The 14,877-nt window shown below is 67.2% G+C and carries 15 protein-coding genes; 2 read left to right on the top strand and 13 right to left on the bottom strand.

The features are described from left to right. Nucleotides 1–23 precede the first annotated feature (23 nt). A complete protein-coding gene (locus tag AC1DIP_RS20735) occupies nt 24–647 on the top strand; it encodes a class I SAM-dependent methyltransferase (RefSeq protein WP_477734950.1) in 624 nt (207 codons plus the stop codon). Here the strand turns inward: AC1DIP_RS20735 and dapF are convergent. From dapF to AC1DIP_RS20705, 6 genes are all read right to left on the bottom strand, one after another. After that, nucleotides 619–1,563 carry a diaminopimelate epimerase gene (gene dapF, locus AC1DIP_RS20730; RefSeq protein WP_477734949.1) on the bottom strand — a complete coding sequence of 315 codons (945 nt, stop codon included), beginning with the start codon at nt 1,561–1,563 and terminating at the stop codon, nt 619–621. The genes AC1DIP_RS20735 and dapF overlap by 29 nt on opposite strands. Nucleotides 1,564–1,607: 44 nt before the next feature. Next, the gene (gene miaA / locus AC1DIP_RS20725) at nt 1,608–2,504 is read right to left on the bottom strand and encodes a tRNA (adenosine(37)-N6)-dimethylallyltransferase MiaA (protein WP_477734948.1); all 897 of its coding nucleotides are present in this window, start codon (nt 2,502–2,504) and stop codon (nt 1,608–1,610) included. A gap of 3 nt (nt 2,505–2,507) precedes the next feature. Further along, entirely contained in the window at nt 2,508–4,064 is a 1,557-nt protein-coding gene (gene miaB, locus AC1DIP_RS20720) for a tRNA (N6-isopentenyl adenosine(37)-C2)-methylthiotransferase MiaB (protein ID WP_477734947.1), read from the bottom strand. 3 nt (nt 4,065–4,067) lie between these two features. Further along, the gene (locus AC1DIP_RS20715; RefSeq protein ID WP_476211867.1) at nt 4,068–4,568 is read right to left on the bottom strand and encodes a RecX family transcriptional regulator; all 501 of its coding nucleotides are present in this window, start codon (nt 4,566–4,568) and stop codon (nt 4,068–4,070) included. 120 nt (nt 4,569–4,688) lie between these two features. Then, a complete protein-coding gene (recA, locus tag AC1DIP_RS20710; protein ID WP_026266121.1) occupies nt 4,689–5,744 on the bottom strand; it encodes a recombinase RecA in 1,056 nt (351 codons plus the stop codon). 225 nt (nt 5,745–5,969) lie between these two features. Next, nucleotides 5,970–6,194, bottom strand: a complete 225-nt coding sequence (locus AC1DIP_RS20705; RefSeq protein ID WP_141160961.1) for a DUF3046 domain-containing protein — start codon at nt 6,192–6,194, stop codon at nt 5,970–5,972. A gap of 41 nt (nt 6,195–6,235) precedes the next feature. On the opposite strand from AC1DIP_RS20705, the gene AC1DIP_RS20700 reads away from it, so the two are divergent. After that, nucleotides 6,236–6,778 (top strand): MarR family transcriptional regulator, encoded by a 543-nt coding sequence (locus AC1DIP_RS20700; RefSeq protein WP_476210361.1) that lies wholly within the window; start codon nt 6,236–6,238, stop codon nt 6,776–6,778. Nucleotides 6,779–6,849: 71 nt separating this feature from the next. On the opposite strand, the gene AC1DIP_RS20695 is transcribed toward AC1DIP_RS20700, so the two are convergent. From AC1DIP_RS20695 to AC1DIP_RS20665, 7 genes are all read right to left on the bottom strand, one after another. Beyond that, a complete protein-coding gene (locus AC1DIP_RS20695) occupies nt 6,850–7,302 on the bottom strand; it encodes a helix-turn-helix domain-containing protein (RefSeq protein WP_018771597.1) in 453 nt (150 codons plus the stop codon). Nucleotides 7,303–7,470: 168 nt separating this feature from the next. Continuing rightward, nucleotides 7,471–7,950 carry a nicotinamide-nucleotide amidohydrolase family protein gene (locus AC1DIP_RS20690; RefSeq protein WP_476210359.1) on the bottom strand — a complete coding sequence of 160 codons (480 nt, stop codon included), beginning with the start codon at nt 7,948–7,950 and terminating at the stop codon, nt 7,471–7,473. Continuing rightward, nucleotides 7,947–8,588, bottom strand: a complete 642-nt coding sequence (gene pgsA, locus AC1DIP_RS20685) for a CDP-diacylglycerol--glycerol-3-phosphate 3-phosphatidyltransferase (protein ID WP_476210357.1) — start codon at nt 8,586–8,588, stop codon at nt 7,947–7,949. Before pgsA ends, AC1DIP_RS20690 begins: the two co-directional genes overlap by 4 nt. Before the next feature lie 17 nt (nt 8,589–8,605). Next, nucleotides 8,606–11,494, bottom strand: a complete 2,889-nt coding sequence (locus tag AC1DIP_RS20680; RefSeq protein WP_477734946.1) for an FtsK/SpoIIIE family DNA translocase — start codon at nt 11,492–11,494, stop codon at nt 8,606–8,608. A 140-nt stretch (nt 11,495–11,634) separates the two neighbouring features. Further along, a complete protein-coding gene (locus AC1DIP_RS20675; RefSeq protein ID WP_141160966.1) occupies nt 11,635–13,326 on the bottom strand; it encodes a ribonuclease J in 1,692 nt (563 codons plus the stop codon). A gap of 40 nt (nt 13,327–13,366) precedes the next feature. Next, nucleotides 13,367–14,275 (bottom strand): 4-hydroxy-tetrahydrodipicolinate synthase, encoded by a 909-nt coding sequence (gene dapA, locus AC1DIP_RS20670; protein WP_457949351.1) that lies wholly within the window; start codon nt 14,273–14,275, stop codon nt 13,367–13,369. Nucleotides 14,276–14,333: 58 nt separating this feature from the next. Next, entirely contained in the window at nt 14,334–14,822 is a 489-nt protein-coding gene (locus AC1DIP_RS20665; protein WP_477734945.1) for a hypothetical protein, read from the bottom strand. Between the last annotated feature and the right edge of the window lie 55 nt (nt 14,823–14,877).

Genomic DNA, 14,877 nt, shown 5'->3' with positions numbered 1-14,877 from the left:
AGGGGGAACTACTCTGGCCAGTTATGGAGTCCGCACACTATTTCAGCACGTCCCCTGCCGGCCCCTTTACCCGGAAGCCTTTGACGGTGGAATTGGCCGGGGAGACGCGACGGCTCCAGACCTCCACGGGCATCTTCAGCCCGGACGGAATCGACAAGGGCACCGCGGTGCTCCTCGCCGAAGTTCCGGCCCCGAATCCCAAGGGCAACCTCCTGGATATCGGGTGCGGCTGGGGTCCGGTGGCGCTCACTATGGCGCTGCTGGCCCCCGAATCAAGGGTCTACGCGGTGGACGTCAACGAACGCTGCATCACCCTGACCAACGAGAACGCCGCCGCACTGGGACTGGCCAACGTGGTCGCCAGCACTCCCGGCGCCGTGGATCCGGAGATCCGCTTCGACACCATCTGGTCCAACCCGCCCATCAGGATTGGCAAGGACGAACTGCACGCCCTGCTCAAACTCTGGCTGCCGCGCCTCGCAAAGGGCGGGACGGCGTGGCTGGTGGTGCAGAAGAACCTTGGCTCTGACTCGCTTCAGCGCTGGCTGGCCGCCGAACTGGACAGCTCCTTCAGCGTGACCCGCGAGTCGACGTCGAAGTCCTTCCGCATCCTGAAGGTCAGGAAAGCGTCCCACTCGCCACAATGACGGCGGGGCCGCTGAGCTCCACATGCTCGTGGCCGCCGGGGCCGGCGAAGAACTTTACGCCCACCACTCCGCCCGGAACGTGGACCTGCCAGGCGTCCGGGGCTTCCGCCCCGGCCCAGTGCCTGATGGCGACGGCGGCAGCACAGGCTCCCGTCCCGCAGGACTGGGTCTCCCCCACGCCACGCTCGTGCACCCGCATCGTTACGGACCCGACGCCGTCATGGACCAGCGGTTCTGCCGGCACCACGAATTCCACGTTGGTCCCGTTCGCGGGTACCGGGTCGACCTTCGGGGCGGTGAAGAGCCGGGTGCCGGTGAGCTCCGAGAGTTCGGCGAGGGCCACCACCGTGTGCGGGTTGCCCATGCTCACGGACAGGGCCGGCCGGGCAACCTCCAGCCCGTCGGCGGTGACCAGGGAATCCATGGCCTTGGCGCTGGCTTCACCGGGGAAGATGAACTCCCAGGGTCCCATGTCCACCGCATAGCCGTCTCCGGTGCGGACCACCGTCTTGACGCCGCCCCGGGTGCCGATGGTGAGCGATCCGCCGTCGGACAGGTCGATCAGGCCCTCGGTCCGCAGGAAGTGGACGAAGACCCTGACGCCGTTGCCGCACATCTCGGACAGGGAGCCGTCCGCGTTGCGGTAGTCCATGAACCATTCCGCGTCCGGGGCGCCGGCCAGCAATTCCCGGCCCTCGGGCAGGAAGCGCGACGGGACCGCCCGGATCAGGCCGTCGGCGCCGATCCCGCGGTGCCGGTCGCACAGCGCCGCGGCCTGGTCCGCGCCGATCACGTGTGTCCCCTCGGGGTCGGCCACCAGGACGAAATCGTTGCCGGTGCCGTGCCCCTTGGAAAAGGGGAGCCCGCTCAGTGTGCGCAGGGCAGGTCCGGTGGTTTCTGCGGGGGTAGCATTCATGATTCCAAGCGTAGCGGCGGAGGCTGCCCCGCCTGAAACCGCTGCTACCGGGCCAGCTCCACGGCCTTGCCCAGGAGCTCCGGATCCTGCCAGTCGAGCCAGGCGATGCGCGGATCGGCACGGAACCAGGTCAGCTGGCGCCGGGCGAACTGCCGGGTGGCCACGATGGTTTCCTCCGCGGCGGCCTCGACGGTGGACCCGCCATCGAGGACGCGCAGGAACTGGGAATAGCCCAGGGCACGGGAAGCGGTTTTACCGCGGCGCAGGCCGCTGGCGTCGAGCATCCGGACTTCGTCCAGCAGGCCATCCTCCACCATCCGGTGCACACGTGCGGCCAACCTGTCCCGCAGGACCTCGCGGTCCACGCTGAGGCCCAGCTGAATGGCGTACTGGTGGTACTCCCGCCGGGGCATGAAGGAGCTGAAGGGCCGCCCGGTAAGTTCGTGCACCTCGAGGGCACGGATGATGCGCCGGGCATCGGAGACGCGGGCGGCGGAGGCGGGATCCACAGTCCGAAGCCTGGCCAGGAGTGCTTCGGTACCGAGCTCGGCATGCTCCGCCTCGAGGCGCGCACGCAGCGCTGGGTCGGTCCCCGGGAACTCCAGGACGTCCAGCGCTGCCCGGACGTACAGACCGGAGCCGCCGGCCAGGATGGCGCGCTTGCCCCGCTGATGGATGTCGTCGATGGTTTCGCGTGCCTGGGCCTGGAAGTCGGAAACGCTGGCTTCCTGGGTGACGTCCAGGGTGTCCAGGAGGTGGTGCGGCACTCCCCTGCGCTCGGCCATGGTGATTTTGGCCGTGCCGATGTCCATGCCGCGGTAGAACTGCATGGCGTCGGCGTTGATGACCTCGCCGTCCAGGGCGAGGGCAAGGTTGACGGCGAGGTCGGACTTGCCTGAGCCGGTGGGACCGACGACGGCGACAACGGGCGGGGCAGCCACCTGTCAGCGGGTGCGCAGCGGGAGGGCGGGCATGCCGAGCGAGACGCCCTTGCGTTCCCCTGGTGAGGCCGGAGATGGCGCCCCGCAGGAGTCGGCCTGGGACCTGTCCCATGCGTCCCCTGCCCGTGACCGGCGCAGGCTGTAGTCCTCAAGCGTGGGGTCGGACACCAGGTGGAAGGCGGCGGCTTCGGTAATGGTGACGGTGACGAGGTCCCCGGGCCTGGGGGCGGGCGCACCCTCCGGCACCGAGAAGTGGACCAGCCGCTGGTCTCGCGCCCGGCCGGAGAGCCGGTGGGTTTCCTCCGATTTCCGCCCCGACTGGGCCGTGACCATGACTTCGAGTCGTCGGCCAAGCTGCTTCCGGTTTTCTTCCGCGGCGATGCGGTCCTGGAGGGCGGTGAGCCGTTCGAAGCGTTCCTGGACCACGGCCTTGGGGAGCTGGTCTGGCAGGTCAGCCGCCGGCGTGCCGGGACGCTTTGAATACTGGAAGGTGAAGGCGGTGGCGAAGCGGGACTTTTCCACCACGTCCAGGGTTGCCTGGAAGTCCTCTTCGGTTTCACCGGGGAAGCCGACGATGATGTCGGTGGAGATGGCGGCGTGCGGGATCCGTTCGCGGACCTTGTCCAGGATTCCCAGGAACTTGGTTGACCGGTAGGAACGCTTCATGGCCCGGAGGATGCTGTCCGACCCGGACTGCAGCGGCATGTGCAGCTGCGGCATCACGTTGGGAGTTTCTGCCATGGCGTCAATGACGTCGTCGGTGAAGGCGGCCGGGTGCGGGCTGGTGAAGCGGACGCGTTCCAGTCCCTCGATCTCGCCGCAGGCACGCAGGAGTTTGGAGAATGCCTGCCGGTCCCCGAACTCGACGCCGTAGGAGTTGACGTTCTGGCCGAGCAGGGTGACTTCGATGGCGCCGTCGTCCACGAGTGCCTGGATCTCCGCGAGGATCTCTCCGGGCCGGCGGTCCTTTTCCTTGCCGCGCAGTGCCGGGACGATGCAGAACGTGCAGGTGTTGTTGCAGCCTACGGAGATGGACACCCAGCCCGAGTAGACGGAGTCACGTTTGGTGGGCAGCGTGGAGGGGAAGACGTCCAGGGACTCCAGGATTTCCAGCTGCGCTTCGTTGTTGTGCCGTGCCCGGTCCAGGAGGGCCGGCAGGGCACCGACGTTGTGGGTGCCGAAGACGGCATCCACCCATGGCGCCTTCTTCAGGATGGTTTCGCGGTCCTTTTGTGCCAGGCAACCGCCCACGGCGATCTGCATGCCGGGGTTGGCCGCCTTGACCGGGGCCAGGATGCCCAGGTTGCCGTAGAGCTTGTTGTCCGCGTTTTCGCGGACTGCGCAGGTGTTGAACACCACGACGTCGGCATGCTCGCCCTCCGCGGGCACGTAACCAGCGGCCTCCAGCAGGCCGGACATCCGTTCGGAGTCGTGAACGTTCATCTGGCAGCCGAAGGTGCGCACCTGGTAGGTGCGGGGCATCGCTCCGGAGTGCGGCACGGCCCCTGCTTCGACGGAAGGGGTGGCGCCGGATTGGGGGGAAGGAATGGTCAAACTCACCCGTTAAGGGTACCGGCTCTGGAAAGGATCGCTGTCGGGGTCCTGCCGGGAATCGAGGACCTCGTTGACGATCCGGAACGCCTGGGAGGGTTGGTAGCCCTTGCGTGCCAGCATGGACGCCAACCGCCGTACGGCTTTGTCCCGCTCGCCGGGGCCGGCCAAGTCCGTCCCGGGGCGGAGCTTGCGTTCCACCAGGGCACGGGCGGCGGCTTCCTCATCGGCGTCGGTCAGCTGCTCCAAAGCCGAGGCAGCCGTTTCCGGCTCGATGCCCTTCTCAGCGAGTTCCCGCCGGAGCGCGCCCTTGGCCAGCTTCCTGGACTGGGCCCGGCTCCTGACCCACATGTCGGCAAACTCGGCATCGTTGATCAGCCGGACTTCCTGGAACTTGTCCAGCACGGCCTCCGCGACGTGTTCCGGGATGTTCCGCTCGGCCAGTTTCCGGGCAAGCTGCAGCCGGCTCTTCGGCGCCGCTGTCAGCTGCCGGTACACGATGGCCTGCGCCACGGAGAACGGATCCGGTTCGGCGTCCGCGGCCTGCGGGTCCTCGGGTACGGCGAACCCGTCCGACACCCCAGTTGAGGGGTTGCCGGAACGGGTCCGCCGTGTTCGTGGGCCGGTCAAGGGCTAGAACCCGTCGACGGCTTTCAGCTTTGGCGCGTCCTTGGACTCATCCTCGGCAGGCTTGACGCCGACACCCAGCTTCTCCTTGATGAGGCGCTCCAGCTCGGCGGCCAGCTCCGGGTTGTCACGGAGGAAACGGCGCGAGTTTTCCATGCCCTGGCCCAGCTGGTCGCCGTCGTAGGTGAACCAGGAACCCGACTTCTTGATGATGCCGTGTTCCACGCCCATGTCGATGATGCCGCCTTCGCGGGAGATGCCCTGGCCGTAGATGATGTCGAACTCGGCAACCTTGAAGGGCGGAGCCATCTTGTTCTTGACGATCTTGGCCTTGGTCCGGTTGCCGACGGAGTCGGCGCCCTCCTTGAGGGTCTGGATCCGGCGGACGTCGATGCGGACCGACGCGTAGAACTTCAGGGCCTTACCGCCGGTGGTGGTTTCGGGGGATCCGAAGAAGACGCCGATCTTTTCACGGAGCTGGTTGATGAAGATGGCCGTGGTCTTGGTCTGGCTCAGGCGGCCGGTGATCTTACGCAGGGCCTGGCTCATGAGGCGGGCCTGGAGGCCGACGTGGCTGTCGCCCATGTCGCCTTCGATTTCTGCGCGCGGCACCAGGGCGGCAACGGAGTCGATGACAACGACATCCAGGGAACCGGAGCCGACCAGCATGTCCATGATTTCCAGGGCCTGCTCGCCGGTGTCCGGCTGCGAGACCAGGAGGGCATCGGTGTCCACGCCCAGCTTGGCGGCGTAGTCAGGGTCCAGTGCGTGCTCGGCGTCGATGAAGGCTGCGATCCCGCCCGCGCGCTGGGCATTCGCCACGGCGTGCAGGGCAACGGTGGTCTTACCTGAGGACTCAGGACCGTAGATTTCGATGACGCGGCCGCGCGGGAGCCCGCCAATGCCAAGGGCGACATCCAGGGCTATGGAGCCGGTGGGGATGACTTCGATCGGAGCGCGGACTTCGTCGCCCAGGCGCATGACCGAGCCCTTGCCGAACTGCTTGTCAATCTGGGCAAGCGCTGCTTCCAGCGCTTTTGCACGATCCGGGGCTGCCGCCATGGTTGACACCTCTAATGCTTTCTCGATGGTGGCCTTCGCGGCCGTTGTGTTGGTCATCTCTGACGCTAAGGGGACCCACTGACATTCCGGCCGGAGGACAACGGCTATGTGGATAAACCCGATGAAAAAATCATAGCCTTATCCGAACAGGTATTCGAAGAGTGGAGCCCCCTGCGGCGTGTCCGGCGGCAGGATCCTGGCCCCGGTCAGCGCCCAGGCCCTGCGCTAGTCGCGGCGCGGGGCGATGTCGCGGCCCAGCCGCCGTTCCGACGGGACATCCTGGACGTCGCAGACTGCAAGCCAGACCCGGCGCGGCTCAACCCCGGCCGCCAGGGCCTGGTCAGCGGTGCGCCCACCGACGCCGGCAAGGACCAGGGTGCTGCTCAGCACGCGTGAGTATCCCGCGCCGAACTCGTCATCCATCAGACGCCAGTACTCGCTGATTCGCATCGGTAAATCCTCTCATGATTGTGGACCCTAGAATTGTTGCCATGAGCAACTCCCCTGACCTCCCGCAGCGGCAGGACGCAGGCGACGACGCCGCCGATACCGCGCTGCAGAATGTTGAACACCAGATCAGCCTTTTTTGGCGGCGGGCGCGGGCCATCTCCAACCAGCTTTCGCGCGAGGTACACCCGGACATGGAGCCAGCGGCGTACGGGCTGTTGACGATCATCCGCCGTGAAGGACCCATCCGGCTCACCGAGCTGGCCATGAACATCGGGGTGGGCAAACCGTCGGTCAGCCGGCAGATCGCGTTCCTGGAAGGCCTTGGCCTGGTGTCCAAGGAGGCGGACCCGCTGGACCGCCGTGCTCAGTCGATCCGGTTGACGCCCAAGGGCGAAGAGAAGATGCACCAGGTCCAGGACGCCAGGCGCCAGGTCTTCCAGGAGCGGCTGCGCGAATGGCCGGTGGAGGACCTGGAGGAATTGGCCCGTTGCATGGCCAGGTTGAACTCCACCTATGAGCGTGACGGGTTCCCCAAAGAAGCCGCCGACGGGCCCGCCTCACCGGAGCGGGTGCAGGAGGACTGACCACAGCAGGAAGCCCCCGGCCATGGCCGGGGGCTTCCTGCTGTCCGGCGCCCACCCTGGGGTGGGGCGCCTTACCGGGCTCCGGAGAGGAGGCCCGTGGAGAGTTCGTCGTTCAGTTCAGTGTTGAGGTCGCGTTCCAGGTCACGGCCGTAACGCTGGGAGAATTCCTGCGGAACGGTGTCCGGAACTGCGACGCCTTCGGCTACGGCCACGCGGTCGCTGACCTCGCGGAGCATGCTTGACAGCGGAACATCCAGTGCCGAGCAGATCGAGGACAGAAGCTCTGACGATGCTTCCTTCTGGCCGCGCTCCACTTCGCTGAGGTATCCCAGGGAGACACGGGCACTGTGCGAAACTTCACGGAGCGTGCGCCCCTGACGCTGGCGGACATCGCGCAGGACATCACCGATTTCGTGACGAAGTACAACCATCTTGCGCTCCTTCTGTTCGCTCTTAGCCTGTTCGGCGAGGCCCACATCCTTCCAGCGGACAACGCCGTTTACGGATACGGGCTGCTTTACCATCTGTATCGCCTTGCTCCCTCATTGGTCAGGTCCGCCGCCGGCGAACCTGTCTTGGTCATTTCATCCTAGGCGCCTCCGCTCTCCGGAAGCGACACAATGTAATAACTAATCGGTAGTGGCTTTTGTTCCCGGCAACTTTACGCGCGGTAGCTTGGCGGCCTGCAGGGCTCAGCCGGCGAGGGCCTCGAGGAGTCTTTCCAGCGCGGCGGCGCAGGCGGCGGCCCGGATGTCCGGCCGGCTTCCCGTGAAGGTGTACTCGAAACCGGCGGTGCCTGCGGCTGTGGCGATGCCGATGTAGACCCGGCCTACGGGCTTGCCGTCGTGCGCCTCGGGACCGGCGACGCCGGTGGTGGAAAGCCCGACGTCGGCCCCCAGGACAGTGCGCGCCCCGGCCGCCATGGCGCGGGCGACGTCGGGATCGACGGAGCCGGCACGGGCCAGCAGGTCGGTGGGCACCTGCAGCACCGCCTCCTTCACGGAGTTTTGGTAAGCCACCACACCGCCCTGCAGCATGCCGGAAGCGCCCGGGGTGTCAGCCAGGACAGCGGACACCATGCCGGCCGTCAATGACTCCGCGGTGGCAACGGTCCGTCCGGACTCAAGTGCCTGCCGGACGGCCTGTGCCGCCAGCTGGTGAAGGTTGCTCATGCCTGTTCCCGCCCCTCGGTTCCTGCCTCGCGTTTACCCCTCGCGCGCAGGCGCAGGGCCTCCACCACGTACTCGACGCCGGTCCACAGCGTGATCGCCACGGCTGCCATCATGACCGCGAACGCCACCCAGGACATCCAGGGCGCGAATGCCCCGAACGGCAGCAGGTACAGGAAGATCGCCGCGGTCTGTACCACCGTTTTGAGCTTCCCGCCGCGGGAGGCGGGGATGACCCCGTAGCGGATCACGAAGAAGCGCAGGGCCGTGATGCCCCATTCCCGGACCAGGATCACCACGGTGGCCCACCAGGGGAGCTCTCCCAGCAAGGACAGCATCACCAGCGCGGAGCCGATGAGCAGCTTGTCGGCAATGGGGTCGGCGATCTTGCCAAAGTCCGTGACCAGGTTCCGGCTCCTGGCAATGTCGCCGTCGAGCTTGTCGGTGTAGATGGCGACGGCGAACGCCGCCACAGCTGCCCAGCGCCACGGTCCGGAGGTGCTGTGCAGCCCGGGGGCGTCCGCCACGAGGAACCACACGAAGAACGGGACCAGCGCGATGCGGATCATGGTCAGGACATTGGGAAGGTTCCAGACCCCGGCACGGCCCTGGCCGGCGGCGGTTGCATCGGTGCTAGTCACGTTCCTAGGCTACCGGGCTAGCGTCCGGTGAGGGACCAGGCGTCCTCGGAGCCCTCGTCGTCGTCGCCGTAACCGCCCGGGGCGGAATCCGAGCCGTCGTAATATTCGACGTTCTGCTTCCGCTGGTCCAGGTCCGCGGCCACCAGGTCTTCGGCGTAGCCGCCCTGGGCGATGTTGGCGTTGGCGTTGTCGCTGAGGGCCGCGGTCTGCGAGTCCGGCGCGGCCGGGGCTTCCTGGCCCTTCATGGCGGCGAGGACTGCAGCGAGGTCGTCCGGCTTCACCAGCACGTCGCGGGCCTTGGAGCCTTCGGAGGGTCCCACCACTCCCCTGGACTCAAGGAGGTCCATGAGCCGGCCGGCCTTGGCGAAGCCGACCCGGAGCTTGCGCTGCAGCATGGAGGTGGAGCCGAACTGCGTGGTCACCACCAGCTCGGTGGCCTGCAGCAGCACCTCGAGGTCGTCCCCGATGTCGTCGTCGATCTGCTTCTTTTCCGCTTCGGGGGCGACGTCGTCCCGGTAGACAGCCTGCAGCTGTCCCTTGACGTGCTCCACCACTTTATGGATCTCCGATTCGGTGACCCAGGCACCCTGGACACGCATCGCCTTGGAGGCGCCCATGGGGAGGAAGAGGGCGTCACCCTGGCCGATGAGCTTCTCGGCGCCGGGCTGGTCGAGGACCACGCGGGAGTCCGTCACGGAGGACGTGGCGAAGGCCATGCGCGAAGGCACGTTGGCCTTGATGAGGCCGGTGACCACGTCCACGGACGGGCGCTGGGTGGCCAGGACCAGGTGGATGCCTGCGGCACGGGCCAGCTGGGTGATGCGGACGATCGAGTCTTCGACGTCGCGCGGCGCCACCATCATGAGGTCGGCGAGTTCGTCCACGATCACCAGCAGGTACGGGTAGGGGCGGATGACGCGCTTGGAGTCCACCGGCGGCTGGACCTTGCCGGCGCGCACGGCCTTGTTGAAGTCGTCGATGTGCTTGAAGCCGTAGTTGGCGAGGTCGTCGTACCGGGCGTCCATTTCCCGCACCACCCACTGCAGCGCTTCGGCGGCCTTCTTGGGGTTGGTGATGATGGGAGTGATGAGGTGTGGCACGCCCTCGTAGGCGGTCAGTTCCACGCGCTTGGGGTCCACCATGACCATGCGGACCTCATCCGGGGTGGCCCGCATCAGGATCGAGGTGATCATCGAGTTCACGAAGGACGACTTACCGGCACCGGTGGCACCGGCCACCAGGAGGTGGGGCATCTTGGCCAGGTTGGCCACCACGTAGCCGCCCTCCACGTCCTTGCCCACGCCCATCACCATGGGGTGGTCCGTGCGGCGGGCGTTTTGGCTGCGGAGGACATCGCCCAGGGAGACGGTTTCGCGGTCCGTGTTGGGGATCTCGATGCCGATGGCGGACTTGCCCGGGATGGGGCTGAGGATGCGCACGTCGCTGGAGGCAACGGCGTAGGAGATGTTCTTGGACAGGGCGGTGACGCGTTCCACCTTGGTACCGGGCGAGAGTTCGATTTCGTACCGGGTGACGGTGGGGCCGCGGCTGAACCCCGTGACCGTGGCATCGACGTTGAACTGGGTCAGGGTGTCCGTAAGGGCGGCGACGACGGCGTCGTTGGCTTCGGTGCGCTCCTTGGGGATGGATCCGGGGGTCAGGAAGTCCGAGGCCGGGAGGGTGTAGGTCACGTCGCCGGCGAGTGAGAGCTGCTCGGTCCGCTGCGGGATGGGAACGGGCGGCGGCGCGGGCGCCACCGGGTTCGAGGGCACCGTGGGCGCGGCGGCAGGCTTGCCGGGCGCCGCAGCACCCGGGATGACCAGGGGGATCGCTTCGGTGGCGTTTTCCGGCGGGGCCGCTGCCGAACCGGCGCCCAGGCCCTGGGCGGCCTTGATCTTCTCGACGGCGATCTCCGCCTGGGTGGGCCGCCGCACTCCCGGGGCGGGCCGCGCCGGTTCGCCCTCGTCGTCGTCAATGACGGCGTGCTCGAAGGCTTCGTCGCCCACATAACCCTCAAGGCCTGCCTCGGCCTCCTGGTCCTTCCCGAAGAGCTTCCGCTTCTTCTTTCTGGGGGCGGCCGGCGCTGGCCGCTCGAGGTAGCTGCGGTCGTGCACGTCGGCGCCGTCCTGGTCCATCAGGTCGACGCCCATGAGGTGCTCGTACGCTCCCCGGATGCGGCGCGGAATGGCGGTGAACGGGGTGGCCGTGATGATCAGCAGGGACACGAAGGCGAGCAGGCCGTAGAGGGCCACAGGCACGGCGGGATGGATGGCGGCCAGCGGTGCGGCAGCCAGGAAGCCGAGCATGCCGCCCGCTGCGCGGAGCCCGTCGAAGCCGTCGGCCACCGTGGGCTGGCCGCCCAAAATGTGTGCCAGGCCGCAGCCGGCGAACGTCATGATCAGGAAGCCGATGCCCACCCTGTTGTTGCCCCGTCCGTCGGAGGGCTGCCGGAACAGCCGGAAGGCGCAGACGAAGAGCATGAGCGGAAGCAGCAGGGATATCCAGCCGAACGTGCCGTTCACCACGGCGTAGACGGCATCGGGGAACCAGCCTGTCAGGCCCCACCAGGCGAACGTGGCGATGAAGACACCGAGCGCCAGGTTGAACAGGGCGGCGCCGTCGCGGCGGTCCTCGGCGGGAAGGTCGCTGACGTCGTAGCCGATGCGGCGCACTCCCCCGCCCACCAGGTGGCCGACGCCAAGCCATGCGCCGCCCACCACGCGCAGCAGCCACGGCTGGTGGTGTTCGACGGCGGGAAGCTGGCGGGTGCGTGCGGTGCTGGATGAGCCGCCACGCCCCGTCTTCCCGGCAGTGGAGCCGGTTCCGCGGCCTGTGGAGCTCCCGGATTTGCTGCCGGAGCTGCCCCTGCCGGTACCTTTGGGCGCGGAAGTAGTACGTGTGGCCATAGTAGTTACGCTACCGGAAGCATGCTGTGATTCCGGGGATATCGGGGCCGGGAGCATCCCCGCCGCCCGCAGTTAAAGGCCACCGGCCCGCCCTCCTGCCTGCGGCGGGGAGGACGGGCCGGAGCCGGCGACATGGACCATCAGGCCTCGAGGACAACCGGGATGATCATGGGCTTGCGGCGCAGCTTGCGGTTGACCCAGGTGCCCACGACGCGGCGCACCACCTGCTGGAGCTGGTGGCTGGTGTGGTCGGCATTGTTCTGGACTGCTTCTTCCAGGGCCGCGTTGATCTTGGGGATGATGTCGTCGAAGACAGAGTCGTCCTCGGCAACGCCGCGGGCATGGATCTCGGGGCCGGACACCACCTTGCCGGTGGCGCGGTGGATCACCGTGATGATCGAGATGAACCCTTCGTCGCCCAGGATCCGGCGGTCCTTGAGGTCGGCGTCCGTGATCTCGCCAACGCTGGAGCCGTCCACGTAGACGAAGCCCACCTCCACCTGGCCCACGATGTCTGCCTGGTGGTCGCGGAGGTCGATCACCGTGCCGTTGTCCGCGAGGATGACGCTGGCTTCCGGGACGCCGGACTCGATGGCGATCTTGCCGTTGGCGATCAGGTGGCGGGTTTCGCCGTGCACCGGCATCGCGTTGAGCGGCTCAAGGATGTTGTAGCAGTAGAGCAGTTCGCCGGCCGCGGCGTGGCCGGAGACGTGCACCTTGGCGTTGCCCTTGTGGATGACGTCGGCGCCGAGCTTGAGGAGGCCGTTGATGATCCGGAACACGGCGTTCTCATTGCCCGGGATGAGGCTGGAGGCCAGGATGACGGTATCGCCGTCCCCCACCACCACCCGGTGGTCGCCGTTTGCCATCCGGGACAGGGCCGCCATGGGCTCGCCCTGCGAACCGGTGGACATAAGGACCACCCGGTTGTCCGGCAGGTTGTCGATGTTCTTGATGTCGACGATCAGCCCGGCGGGGACGTCCAGGTAGCCCAGCTTTTCGGCAATGGCCATGTTGCGGACCATGGAGCGGCCTACGAAGGCCACCTTGCGGTTGTGCTTGGCGGCGGCGTCGAGGACCTGCTGCACGCGGTGCACGTGGGAGGAGAAGGACGCCACGATGATGCGCTTGGTGGCCTGGCCGAAGAGCCGCTCCAGGGTCGGCCCGATTTCCTTCTCGGCCGTGGTGAATCCGGGGACGTCGGCGTTCGTGGAGTCGGACATGAAGAGGTCCACGCCCTCTTCGCCCAGCTTGGCGAAGTGGCGCAGGTCGGTGATGCGTCCGTCCAGCGGCAGCTGGTCCATCTTGAAGTCACCGGTGTGCAGGACAGTGCCGCCGGCGGTGCGGATAAACACGGCGAGGGCATCCGGGATGGAGTGGTTGACGGCGACGAATTCGCATTCGAACGGCCCGAACTTCTCCACCTGGCCTTCTTCGACGGTCAGCGTGTAGGGCCGGATGCGGTGCTCCTGCAGCTTTGCCTCAATCAGGGCAAGCGTCAGCTGCGAACCGACCAGCGGGATGTCGTTCCGCAGGCGCAGCAGGTACGGCACGGCGCCGATGTGGTCCTCGTGGCCATGGGTGAGGATGACGGCCACGACGTCGTCCAGCCGGTCCTCGATGTAGGAGAAGTCCGGCAGGATCAGGTCAACGCCGGGCTGGGTTTCCTCGGGAAAGAGGACGCCGCAGTCCACGATCAGCAGTTTGCCGTCGATTTCGAACACGGCCATGTTCCGGCCGATCTCCCCCAGGCCGCCGAGCGGAACGATCCGCAGGGTGCCCTGGGGCAGGCGCGGAGGGGTGACGAGGCCGGTAAGGGCAGTTTGGGTCATAGTGCACTTCTTTCCAGGCGGAAGGGTGCCGGTCTTAGCCTCAGGAGAAGACCAGCCCCGCTTCCGCCAAATCCCCGCGGATGGTTTCGATCTCGGTTTCGTCCGGCTCCACGAGGGGCAAACGGACAATCGAGTTGGGCAGGACTCCCTGCCATTTAAGAATCTGTTTGGCCGCCACGGCCCCCTGGACGCGGGTCATGGTGGCGCGGACTACGGGCTGCAGTTCGAAGTTGATCTTGCGGGCAGTCCCAAGGTCATTGGCGTTGACGGCGTCGATGAGCTCGCGGAAGCGGCGGGTGGCGACGTGGGTGGTGACCCCCACCAGTCCGACGGCGCCCAGCGCCATCCAGGGAAGGGTCAGCCCGTCGTCGCCCGAGTAGAACAGGAGGTCGGTTTCGGCCATGACGCGGGTAGCTGCGGCGAGGTCCGCCTTGGCGTCCTTGACGGCGACGATGTTGGGGTGCTGGGCCAGCCGGATCATGGTGTCGGGCTCAATCGGAATGGAGGACCGGCCAGGGATGTCGTAGAGCATGACGGGGACGTCCACGGCGGAGGCGATGGTCTCGAAGTGCGCGCGGACGCCGGCCTGGCTGGGCTTGTTGTAGTAAGGGGTCACCAGGAGGAGGCCGTCGACGCCGAGGGCGGCTGCCTGCTGGGAAAGGTGCACCGAGTGCGCGGTGTCGTTCGTGCCGGTACCGGCAATGATGGCCGCACGGCCGCCCACGGCATCCTTGACGGCGCGGAACATGCCAAGGTTCTCTTCGTCTGTCAGCGTGGAGGTTTCGCCGGTGGTACCGGTGACCACCAGGCCGTCGCAACCGTCGTCGACCAGTTTGCTGGCCAGCGCTGCCGCCTGGTCGTAGTCCACTGCGCCGTCCTTGGTGAACGGCGTGACCATGGCGGTCAGGAGGGTACCGAGGGCAGGGATGTGCGCGGAAGAGTCAGCCATGGAAAAAACGTTACCCTGTCCCCGGCTGGTTAGGACAATGCCACGGGCGTGACGAGCGTCAAATACCCGGCCGCCCCGGCCGCGGCGCGTCCGCACCGGCATGGCAGTAGCGGCCGACGGCGGACTGGCGCAGGCCCTCTGCCCATGATGCGAGCCGCTGCGCCGCCCGCACATAGTGGAACAACTCCGTGGGCGTCAGCGCATCAAGGTCCGTTTCAGCAAGCCGGCGGGCCAGTTCCGCCCCTTCGGGCTGGGCGGCCAGGCTGATGCCCTCCCGTTCCCAAGCCACGTCCTCGGCCGGCCGGCCGGAAACAAGCTGGCGGAACAGGTAATCCACCACTCCCGGACTCATCGCCCTCAGGGGACCGCCGCCGGAGCCGCTATCCACCGCCGGCTGGGTGGCGGGGCCAATACTGCGCGGCTGGCCGGCGGACTGCTGCCTGTCCGCCGGCAGGCTGCCAGGACGCGCGGCCCCGGCCCGCCCGGGTCCATGCTGCTGGAGCCCCTGCTCCCGGGGTACGGGGATTCCTGCTGGTCTGATCTCCATGACCACCATGATATTCGAACATATATTCGAAAACAAGAACGTCCGGGCACCCCCT

This window comes from Pseudarthrobacter sp. 05T312, from assembly GCF_056396685.1.
The sequence above is the reverse complement of the archived record's forward strand: the minus strand, read 5'-3'. Positions and strand labels throughout refer to the sequence as shown.

What these genes read in the sequence shown, in the direction of transcription:
- AC1DIP_RS20700 (WP_476210361.1), top strand. Translation starts at nt 6,236, where the DNA reads ATGAGCAACTCCCCTGACCTCCCGCAGCGGCAGGACGCAGGCGACGAC.
- dapA (WP_457949351.1), bottom strand. Translation starts at nt 14,275, where the DNA reads ATGGCTGACTCTTCCGCGCACATCCCTGCCCTCGGTACCCTCCTGACC.
- AC1DIP_RS20665 (WP_477734945.1), bottom strand. Translation starts at nt 14,822, where the DNA reads ATGGAGATCAGACCAGCAGGAATCCCCGTACCCCGGGAGCAGGGGCTC.
- AC1DIP_RS20675 (WP_141160966.1), bottom strand. Translation starts at nt 13,326, where the DNA reads ATGACCCAAACTGCCCTTACCGGCCTCGTCACCCCTCCGCGCCTGCCC.
- AC1DIP_RS20695 (WP_018771597.1), bottom strand. Translation starts at nt 7,302, where the DNA reads ATGGTAAAGCAGCCCGTATCCGTAAACGGCGTTGTCCGCTGGAAGGAT.
- recA (WP_026266121.1), bottom strand. Translation starts at nt 5,744, where the DNA reads ATGGCGGCAGCCCCGGATCGTGCAAAAGCGCTGGAAGCAGCGCTTGCC.
- AC1DIP_RS20705 (WP_141160961.1), bottom strand. Translation starts at nt 6,194, where the DNA reads ATGCGAATCAGCGAGTACTGGCGTCTGATGGATGACGAGTTCGGCGCG.
- dapF (WP_477734949.1), bottom strand. Translation starts at nt 1,563, where the DNA reads ATGAATGCTACCCCCGCAGAAACCACCGGACCTGCCCTGCGCACACTG.
- AC1DIP_RS20680 (WP_477734946.1), bottom strand. Translation starts at nt 11,494, where the DNA reads ATGGCCACACGTACTACTTCCGCGCCCAAAGGTACCGGCAGGGGCAGC.
- AC1DIP_RS20735 (WP_477734950.1), top strand. Translation starts at nt 24, where the DNA reads ATGGAGTCCGCACACTATTTCAGCACGTCCCCTGCCGGCCCCTTTACC.
- AC1DIP_RS20690 (WP_476210359.1), bottom strand. Translation starts at nt 7,950, where the DNA reads ATGAGCAACCTTCACCAGCTGGCGGCACAGGCCGTCCGGCAGGCACTT.